General features: G+C 56.9%; 1 protein-coding gene and 1 pseudogene. Both read left to right on the top strand.

Translation table 11 applies throughout. From position 1 onward, the window contains the following. A pseudogene (locus ACIOZM_RS31960) lies at positions 1–428 on the top strand (23S rRNA (adenine(2503)-C(2))-methyltransferase RlmN); the annotation flags it as partial. 12 nt (positions 429–440) lie between these two features. Beyond that, on the top strand, positions 441–1,153 hold a 713-nt coding region (pilW, locus tag ACIOZM_RS31955; RefSeq protein ID WP_401221688.1), incomplete at its 3' end, for a type IV pilus biogenesis/stability protein PilW.

Raw genomic sequence — 1,153 nt, 5'->3', positions numbered from 1 at the left:
AGAAATATCCGCTTAAGATGCTGCTCGAGTCGTGCCAGCGCTACATGTCCGCCCTTGGCGAGAAGCGTGTGCTGACCATCGAGTACACCTTGCTCAAGGACATCAACGATAAAGTTGAGCATGCGGTGGAAATGATCGAGCTGCTGAAGAACATTCCGTGCAAGATCAACCTGATCCCGTTCAACCCGTTCCCGCACTCCGGGTACGAGCGGCCGAGCAACAATGCCATCCGCCGGTTCCAGGATCAGTTGCATCAGGCCGGTTTCAACGTCACTGTCCGCACCACTCGTGGTGAAGACATCGACGCTGCATGCGGTCAATTGGTAGGGCAGGTGCTGGATCGCACCCGTCGCAGCGAACGTTACATCGCCGTGCGTGAGTTGAGCGCCGACAGCGATCTGGCACAGAACGCCGCGAACACTAACTAAGAGAGGATCTCTATGTCCCTGCGCTTTGCGCTGCTGTTGCTGTTGGCCAGCCTGTGTGCTGGTTGTGTCCTGTCGGGTGACTACAACCCGATGAAGACCAGCAAGGGCCGCGATGAAGCGCGGGCTGCCTACGTGCAGTTGGGGCTGGGATACCTGCAGCAGGGCATGACCGAGCGGGCCAAGGTGCCATTGAAGAAGGCGCTGGATCTGGACAGTTCCGATCCTGACGCCAACGCTGCTCTGGGGTTGGTGTTTCAGGCCGAGATGGAACCGAAACTGGCTGACGAGCACTTCCGCAAAGCTTTGTCCTCCCGTCCCGGCGATGCCCGCACCCTCAATAATTACGGCAGTTTTCTCTACGAAGAAAAGCGATACAAGGAAGCCTACGAGCGTTTTGAACAGGCGGCCGCCGATACCCTGTATCCTGAGCGTTCTCGCGTGTTCGAGAACCTTGGCATGACAGCGTCGAAGCTCGGTCAGCGTGATCTGGCTCAGCAGCAACTGGAAAAAGCCCTGCGACTGAACCGTCAACAACCGCGTGCTTTGCTGGAAATGGCTGAGTTGTCCTTCGAAGACAGGCATTATGTGCCCGCACGTGACTATTACGACCGTTTCAGCCAGTTGTCCGAACAAAATGCACGTAGTCTGTTGCTCGGCGTTCGGCTGGCAAAAGTGTTTGAAGATCGCGACAAGGCCGCCTGTGGGGGCCTGCAATTAAAACGACT

This window comes from Pseudomonas sp. NPDC087346 (assembly GCF_044744235.1).
Taxonomy (GTDB): Bacteria; Pseudomonadota; Gammaproteobacteria; order Pseudomonadales; family Pseudomonadaceae; genus Aquipseudomonas.
Note: the sequence above shows the minus strand (reverse complement) of the source record. Positions and strands in the feature narration are given on the sequence as shown.